6 protein-coding genes and 1 pseudogene are annotated in these 6,083 nt (G+C 65.8%); 3 read left to right on the top strand and 4 right to left on the bottom strand.

Annotation, left to right across the window (positions count from 1 at the left end):
- The 3 genes and pseudogenes from AC1DJT_RS13585 to AC1DJT_RS13575 form a co-directional block, all read left to right on the top strand.
- Window positions 1–436, top strand: a pseudogene (locus AC1DJT_RS13585) (saccharopine dehydrogenase family protein); the annotation flags it as partial.
- Window positions 433–1,167, top strand: coding sequence for an aspartate/glutamate racemase family protein (locus AC1DJT_RS13580; protein WP_476768820.1), 735 nt, complete (start codon window positions 433–435; stop codon window positions 1,165–1,167). The pseudogene AC1DJT_RS13585 and the gene AC1DJT_RS13580, both read left to right, overlap by 4 nt.
- 97 nt (window positions 1,168–1,264) lie before the next feature.
- Window positions 1,265–1,822 carry a L,D-transpeptidase gene (locus AC1DJT_RS13575; RefSeq protein WP_441504214.1) on the top strand — a complete coding sequence of 186 codons (558 nt, stop codon included), beginning with the start codon at window positions 1,265–1,267 and terminating at the stop codon, window positions 1,820–1,822.
- A 66-nt stretch (window positions 1,823–1,888) separates the two neighbouring features.
- Here the strand turns inward: AC1DJT_RS13575 and AC1DJT_RS13570 are convergent, their stop codons facing one another.
- The 4 genes from AC1DJT_RS13570 to AC1DJT_RS13555 are packed head-to-tail and all read right to left on the bottom strand — an operon-like array spanning window position 1,889 to window position 6,047.
- Window positions 1,889–2,638, bottom strand: coding sequence for an SDR family NAD(P)-dependent oxidoreductase (locus AC1DJT_RS13570; protein WP_441504213.1), 750 nt, complete (start codon window positions 2,636–2,638; stop codon window positions 1,889–1,891).
- A gap of 4 nt (window positions 2,639–2,642) precedes the next feature.
- A complete protein-coding gene (locus AC1DJT_RS13565) occupies window positions 2,643–3,935 on the bottom strand; it encodes an ABC transporter substrate-binding protein (RefSeq protein WP_441504212.1) in 1,293 nt (430 codons plus the stop codon).
- Window positions 3,936–3,988: 53 nt separating this feature from the next.
- Complete coding sequence (locus AC1DJT_RS13560; protein WP_441504211.1) at window positions 3,989–5,284, bottom strand: ABC transporter substrate-binding protein; 1,296 nt, start codon at window positions 5,282–5,284, stop codon at window positions 3,989–3,991.
- On the bottom strand, window positions 5,256–6,047 hold the full coding sequence (locus AC1DJT_RS13555) for a FadR/GntR family transcriptional regulator (RefSeq protein WP_441504210.1): 792 nt from the start codon (window positions 6,045–6,047) through the stop codon (window positions 5,256–5,258). The genes AC1DJT_RS13560 and AC1DJT_RS13555 overlap by 29 nt, the downstream gene beginning before the upstream one ends.
- Window positions 6,048–6,083 lie beyond the last annotated feature (36 nt).

Here is a 6,083-nt window from a genome sequence, read left to right as displayed (position 1 = left end):
CTCCCGGACGATCCGCTATCCCGGCCATCTCGACTACATGAAGTTCCTGCTGGACGATCTGAAACTGCGGCACCGGGTGGATCAGCTGCGGAACCTCTTTCTGAACGCGCTCCCCGAGATCGACGACGACCGGCTCCTGGTCTTCATCACGGCCGTCGGCCTGCGGAACGGGCGGCGGATCGAACACCGGTTCGCGCGTCACGTCGTTCCCGCGACTGTCGGCACCGTTTCGTTGAGCGCGATGCGGCGGACTGCGGCATCCCATGTCGCCGCCGTCCTGGACCTCATTCGGGAGGGACGGCTAAGCGGCTGCGGACTGATCGCTCAGGAGGATATCCCGATTGACGCATTGCGCGCCAATCGCTTCCTGTCGTGGTTCTTCGACGGGATCACGACCGCCTCGGCCGAGCACTCGAGCATGGAAACGGCATCGTGAACAGCAATCCCACTCCCGCGCGGACAAACGGCGTGGTCGCCGATCTCGGGATCGGTGTGCTCATGCTCGACACGCAATTCCGGCGTCTGCCCGGGGATATCGGGAACGGAACGACATGGTCGTTCCCGGTCCAGTTCCGGGTTGTGCGCGGCGCGAATCCCGCTGCGGTGGTCCATGGGCAAGCCGCGGGACTGCTCGAGCCCTTCATCGCTGCAGCGCTCGATCTCGTCGCGACCGGCGTGCGCGGCATCACGACGAGCTGCGGCTTCCTGGCGCTCCTGCAGAAGGAGATGACCGCGGCGCTGCCAGTGCCGGTGGCGACCAGCAGCCTGCTCCAGGCACCGGTGATCGAGGCGATGCTTCCCGCCGGCCAACAGGTCGGCATTCTCACCTTCGCAGCGGAAGCGCTGACACGAAGGCACCTCGATGCGGTCGGCGTCAGGGCGGACACCCCGATCGAGGGTCTGGCGCCGGAGAGCCTGTTTCGCCGCGTCTATGGCGGCCAGGGCGGGATTTCGGATTTCGCTACGCTCGAGCGGGAGGTCGTCGACGCGGCGCTGGCGCTCGTAGCCAGGCATCCCAATGTCGGGGCCATCCTCTGCGAATGTACCAATCTGCCGCCTCATGCAGCAGCAATTGCGGAGGCGACCGGACGACCGGTCTTCGACATCATCGGCTTCATCGACTGGTTCGCGCGCAGCTTGACGCCTCCAAGATATGTGCGGCGCTGAACTCCGGCTCCGTCCCAGTCTGCGCCGGCGCATTCTGTCTTGACGCCCCCTCCATTTCTCCCTTGAATCGCCAGCTGGGGGCGTTGCAGGGCGGGTCATGCTGCGCGCTATCATTCTCTTCGTTGCGGCGCTGGCGCTCTCGGCGCCCGCCTACGCCTACGACAATGCGGTCAGCCGCGGGCTTGCCGACTTCCTCAACATCTTCAGCGAACAGGCGATCCCGCGCCAGATCGTGCCTTGGCGCGGGCAATACGCGCCCGGCACGATCGTCATTTCAACGAGCCAGCGGCGGCTTTTCTACGTGCTCGGGAATGGGCAGGCGATCCGCTATGGCGTCGGCGTCGGGCGGCAGGGCTTTAGCTGGTCGGGGACCAAGATCGTCACGAGAAAGCGCGAGTGGCCGGATTGGCGGCCTCCCGCGCAGATGCTGAAACGCCGGCCCGATCTGCCGCGCTACATGCCGGGCGGCATCGACAATCCCCTGGGCGCACGCGCGCTCTATCTCGGATCAAGCCTGTATCGCATCCATGGCTCCAATGAGCCCAACACGATCGGGGCAGCCGTGTCGTCGGGTTGCATCCGGATGACCAATCGCGACGTTGTCGACCTCTACGATCGCGTCAGGACTGGTACCAAGGTCGTTGTGCTGCGGTGACGGGAAGCCCCCGGATCACAGCATCATGAGCCCCGCATGCTACGCGAGAGCCGCGGGCCGCGCAGGCTACAGTCGCAATCCGCCATCGACCGCGATCTCGGCGCCGTTGATATAGGCCCCCTCGCCGCGGCACAGCAGCAGCGCCACTCCGGCGCAGTCGCGTGGTGCGCCAATCCGCCCAAGCGGGACGCGCTCCAGGACCGCCGCCTCATAGACCGGGTCGGCCAGCACGGCGCGGTTGCGATCGGTCAGGATCGCGCCCGGCTTGATCACGTTGAAGGTGACATCCGGCGCCCGGACGGTGCGCGCGAGATTCAGGATCATGCTCGTCTGGGCCGCCTTGGTGGCGGCATAGTAGAGGCAATCGGCATTGGGCCTGGCCTCCTGAACGCTGCCGATCGCGATCACCCGGCCAAAGCCTCCCGCGATCATGCCGGGCAGGAAGGCCTGGATCAGGCGGACCGTGGCGTGGAGATTGACTTCGCTCTGCACCACCAGGGCACGATCACTGACGATGTCCCACCGCTCCCTGATCTCGGCCGAAGCACACAGCACCAGGATGTCGGGAACGAGGCCCCGAGCGTTCAGGTCATCACGCATTCGGCCGGGCATCGCCGGGTCTGCAAGATCCGCGATCAGGCCGCTCGCCTTCAGCCCGGCCGCATGCAGCCGCGAGAGCGCCTCCGCGTTTGCGGCCGCATCGCGATCATGCAGCACGGCATGCGCACCGGCCCGGGCCAGTTCCGACGCCACGGCCAGGCCAATCCCCCGCGCCGCGCCGGTGACCAGAGCGACGCGCCCATGAAGCCCTGCCATCCGCCTAGCCGAGCAGCGGGCGAACGCGCTTCACCGCGTCGTCCATTGCCTGTTGCGGTGGCTTGATGCCGAGCACTGCGGCCTGCGTCTCCTCGATGAAGATGTCATGGGCGCGCGCCTGCTCGTCGAAGGCCGGCAGATGAATGCGGGAGGCTTTGAGCGCTGCCGCCTCGTCGGCCGCATAGGGCATCGCGGCAATCAGCGCCGGATCGGCATAGGTCGAGATCCGGACAGGACCGTTGCCATTCAGGGCCATCGCCTTGGTGCCGGCCTTCGACGAGAGAGCCCGGATGAGATCCCAGGACAGCGGCTTCTGCCTGCTGTTCTTCGGGATCACCAGCGACCAGAACTCGACTGTCGGCGCAAACGCGACCTTGCCGACAAGGTCGGAGGCCATCGGCGGCAGTAGCGACTTGAAGCGCCCGCCATACTTGCCCTTGGCCGGATCGTTATAGGTCACCAGCCGGGCGAAGGGGTTGATCGTCATCGCCGCCCTGCCCTGCTGCATCCAGGTGGTGATCTCCTCGTTGTTGACGGTCGCGAAATTGCGCGGCAGCACGCCCGCCTTGTAGAGATCGGCAAGCACCGTCAGGGCCTTCACCATTGGCGCCTCTGCCGCCACGAGCTTGCCGTCGCTGGTCATGTAGTCGCCACCAAGACAGCGGGCGAGGGTCAGGAAATTGGAGGCGAAGACCGCTGTGAAGGCAAGGCCGTTGACCTGCGTGCCGTCCTCGCGCTTGAAGGTCAGCTTGCGCGCCACCTCGATCAGTTCCTCGAAGGTGGCCGGCAGTTTGGTGATGCCGCGTTCTTCCAGCAGCGCCTCGTTATAGATCAGCGCATTGGTGGCGTGGCGAACCGGTATACCGTGCAGGGCGCCGTCGACTTTCAACGGCTCGACCAGTCCCGGCGCGAAATCGGCGAAATCCTCGACTGGCGCATCCTTCAGCAAGGCATCCAGCGGCTCGAACAGCTTGAGATTGCGCGGCACGGCGCGGCCATTGAGCAGGTAGGCGAGATCGATCGAGGTCTCGGTMAGCGTCACCTCGCGCAAGAGGCGCTCATGGATGGCGTTGACGTCGCCGAAGGTGACCCAGTTGACCGCCGCGCCTGCCTGCTTGCGCCAGGCTTCGGTCGCATCGCCGCCCGGGCCCGTCGTGGCCGAGGTCTGATGGACACGGTGCCCGAGTGCGGTCACCGTCCGGGCCTGAGCCATGGCGCCTGTCGGCAAGGCCAGCGACGCTGCCGCTCCGCTGGCGAGCAGTCCGAAGCGGCGGCGCGAAAGAGTGCGATTGTCCATAGTGTTCCTCCCGATGGTGCTCCGCGCTGTGCCGCGCGATTGTCAGAGATGGTTCAGGCCGGCAGCAGGGGCTGCACGCGCTTGACGAGCGAGGACATGGCCTCCTCCGGGGTCTTCATGCCGAGCACGGCGGCTTCGGCCTCTTCCTTGAACAGGTCGCCGGCACGGGCCGCCTCGTCGAAGGCTGGCAGCGGCACACGGGCGACCTTGAGCACCTTCAGCTCTTCCGCCGCATAGGGAACGGTGTTGGCGAAGCCGGCATCGGCATAGGTCGAGGCGCGCACCGGGCCATTGCCGTTGAGGGCAGCCTTCAGGGTCGCATCCTTCGCGGTCATCGCCTTGATGAAGTTCCAGGCGAGATCCTTGCGCTTCGCGTTCTTCGGGATGACCATGCCCCAGAACTCGACCTTGGCTGGCGCAGCGTCATATTTTCCGGCCAGCGTCTTCGAGGCGGGGACGGCGACCGTTCTGATCTTGCCGGGAAATTTCGACTTCTGCGGGTCGTTGTAGATGCGATTGCGGCCCATGCTCTGCAGGCTCATCGCGGCACGCCCGGTCTGCATCCAGACATTGACGTCCTCGGGCGAGAGCGTCGCGAAATTGCGCGGGAAGGCACCGGCCTCGAACAGGGCGCGCAGGAGCTTGATGGCGTTCAGCATCGGCGGCTGGTCGGCGACGCATTTGAAGTCAGACGTGATGAAGTCGCCGTCCCAGGCGCGAGCGATATCGATCACGTTCGGGTAGGTGACGCCGGGCATGCACAGGCCCACCACCGCGGTGCCGTCGCTGCGGCGATAGGTGCAGGCCCTGGCGATCTCGACCAGTTCCTCGATCGAGGCCGGCGGCTTCGAAAAGCCCCTCTCGGCCAGCAATTCCTCGTTGTAATGCAGCCCCGACGAGGCATGGCGGAACGGAACCGCGAGCTGCTTGCCGCCGACCTTCATGCCTTCCATCAGCCCGGGGAAGATGTCAGCCGGGTCCTCCAGGGGATCGCGGCTCAGGTAACCGTCGAGCGGCTCGAACAGGTTGGCGGCGCGTGGGATCACCTGCGTGTTCAGCACGAAGCCGACATCGACGGTGCTTTCGGAGAGGCTTGCCTCGCGAAACAGCCGCTCCTGCAACGGTCCGGTATCAAAGGTCGTCCACTGGATCGTGGCACCATTCTTCTGCGCCCAATCCTTCGTGATGTCGCCGCCTTGTGCACCGGTCGCGACGGTCTGCATCACCCGGTGCGCAAAGACGTTGAAAGGGCCGCCCTGCTGCGCGAAGGCCGGAGCGGCGCCGGCAAAGCTCAGGCCGATGAAGCCGCCCAGGAGCTGCCTACGGTCCAACCCTGTTCCTGCCGTCATGATTATCCTCCCCGAGTGTCGCGAGTTCCGCGATGGCGGCTTCAGCCGCTTCGAAATGCTTGTTCATGGCCATTTCCGCCGCCTCGGCGTCGCCGGCGCGGATCGCTTCGACAACGCGGACATGGCGCTCATAGGTCTTGCGCCAATCGGCCTGCGTGCGGGCGCTGCGCGAATTGAAGATCTCCATCACTTCACGGATCACCGGACGAAGGCCCTGGATCTGGAGATCAAGCAGCCGGTTGCCGGCGGAGGCGGCAATCGCCTCGTGAAAATCGAGATCTGCCTCGATCCAGCGCGGCACGTCGCCGAGCGACGCCTCCATGCGCACGAGGATGCCAGTCAGGCGCTCGATATCGGCGGGCGAGCGACGCTCGGCGCTATAACGCGCGATCGGCGGCTCTAGGATGCGGCGCAGTTCGACAGCCTCGGTGAGCCCGGTCTTGCTGCCTCTCACGGCGAAGCGAAAGAAGCGATCGAGCGGAGCGGCATCGAGCGCCTGGACGCGCGTGACCTTGCCCTGCTGGATGTTGACGACGCCCATGGCTGCGAGCTGGCGGATCGCCTCGCGCGCGATCGGTTTGCTGACTCCGAAGGATGCGGCAAGGCGCGCCTCGGATGGAAGCGCGTCGCCGGGCTTCAGCCTGCCATCATGGATTGCCTGGGTGATGCGCGCGATCAACGCATCGCCCAGCCGCGTCGGCACGACATCGGAGGCGGCGAACGGGTCGCTGTCGATCTCGGGCAGTGTCGCGGCTTCGGTCATTCGCATCCTCCACTTTCATGATTGACAGATACAGAG

Source organism: Allobosea sp. 05T422_2, assembly GCF_056396265.1.
This window is presented reverse-complemented; position numbering and strand designations above follow the sequence as displayed.

What these genes read in the sequence shown, in the direction of transcription:
- AC1DJT_RS13555 (WP_441504210.1), bottom strand. Translation starts at nt 6,047, where the DNA reads ATGACCGAAGCCGCGACACTGCCCGAGATCGACAGCGACCCGTTCGCC.
- AC1DJT_RS13560 (WP_441504211.1), bottom strand. Translation starts at nt 5,284, where the DNA reads ATGACGGCAGGAACAGGGTTGGACCGTAGGCAGCTCCTGGGCGGCTTC.
- AC1DJT_RS13570 (WP_441504213.1), bottom strand. Translation starts at nt 2,638, where the DNA reads ATGGCAGGGCTTCATGGGCGCGTCGCTCTGGTCACCGGCGCGGCGCGG.
- AC1DJT_RS13575 (WP_441504214.1), top strand. Translation starts at nt 1,265, where the DNA reads ATGCTGCGCGCTATCATTCTCTTCGTTGCGGCGCTGGCGCTCTCGGCG.